Below are 1293 nucleotides of genomic sequence, written 5' to 3'. Positions count from 1 at the left end.
CGTGCCCCGCGCCCCCGGCCGCGCCCGGCGGTCCCGCGCGGCCTCCTTCTCACGCACTCCCTGGGACGACGCGGCCCTCCCTGCCCGCCCGCCCTCGCCTGCCCCTAGGGGGTGTCTCCCCGATCCTCGCGGGCCCGCGACCCCTGGGGCGGAGCCGAGCACGACTCGGCTGCCCACACGTATCCCCGCGCACCGTGCCCCGAGCACGTCGTGTGCGCGTCCCCTATGGAGATCACACCCATGAGCAACCGGAACAGCCAGGCAGCGAAGACGGCGGCCCGCGAGCGACTGCGCCAGGAGCGCGAGCGCGAGGCCAAGCGGGCCAAGGTCAAGCGGCAGGTCATCGTCGGCGTCTCGGCGATCGCGGTCCTGGCCGCGGCGGGCGGCATAGGCTACGCGGTCGTCCAGGCCAACAAGCCCGGCGCCTGGGAGGCGGCCAAGACCGCCAAGCTGGTCAAGCCCGCCAACTCCTCCGGCGCCGACGGCACGACCGTGGTCATCGGCAAGGACACCGCCAAGAAGACCCTCGTGATGTACGAGGACCCGCGCTGCCCCGTCTGCGCCCAGTTCGAGCAGGTCAACGGCGCCACGGTCGACAAGGACGTGGCGGACGGCAAGTACAGGGTCCAGTACGTCGGCGCGACCTTCATCGACAACAACATCCCGGGCGAGGGCTCCAAGAACGCGCTGAGCGCGATGGGCGCGGCCCTGAACGTCAGCGGCCAGGCCATGCTCGACTACAAGGCGGCCCTGTACTCGGCGAAGTACCACCCCGACGAGCAGGACGACAAGTTCAAGAGCGACGACTACCTGATCAAGGTGGCCGACACGGTGCCCGCGCTGAAGGGCAACGCGCAGTTCCAGAAGGCCGTGAAGGACGGCACCTACGACAAGTGGGCGCTGGTGATGAGCGAGAAGTTCAACACGGACGGCAAGAAGTACGGCTTCCAGGGCACGCCGACGCTGATGATGGACGGTAAGAAGGTCACGGACTCCGGCGGCCAGAACGCGCCGATGACCGCGGCCGACTTCGGCCCCGCCATCGAGAAGGCGCTCAAGGGCTGACCAAGGGCTGACCTCCTCCCTCGAATGAAGAGCGGGCGAACTTTCGGAGTTCGCCCGCTCTTTCGCTTACCGATCAGTAGCCTGATCGGCCGTGACCAGACCATCGAGATCTCTCGCGGCCACCCAGGCCCTCAACTCCCTTGCGCCCAGCCGCCGTAGCGTCGTCAAGGCCGCTGCCGCCACCGCCGCGCTCGCCGGGCCGCTCGCCGCCGCGCTCCCCGCGCGCGC

At 69.9% G+C, this 1293-nt stretch carries 2 protein-coding genes; both read left to right on the top strand.

The features are described from left to right. Positions 1-240 precede the first annotated feature (240 nt). Entirely contained in the window at positions 241-1065 is an 825-nt protein-coding gene (locus GTW40_RS01605) for a thioredoxin domain-containing protein (protein ID WP_161178334.1), read from the top strand. A gap of 91 nt (positions 1066-1156) precedes the next feature. Next, positions 1157-1293 (top strand): twin-arginine translocation signal domain-containing protein (locus GTW40_RS33670; protein ID WP_161178333.1); only part of this gene is annotated, 137 nt, incomplete at its 3' end.

This window comes from Streptomyces sp. SID4985 (assembly GCF_009863025.1).
In the GTDB taxonomy this organism is placed as follows: Bacteria; Actinomycetota; Actinomycetes; order Streptomycetales; family Streptomycetaceae; genus Streptomyces.
Note: the sequence above shows the minus strand (reverse complement) of the source record. Positions and strands in the feature narration are given on the sequence as shown.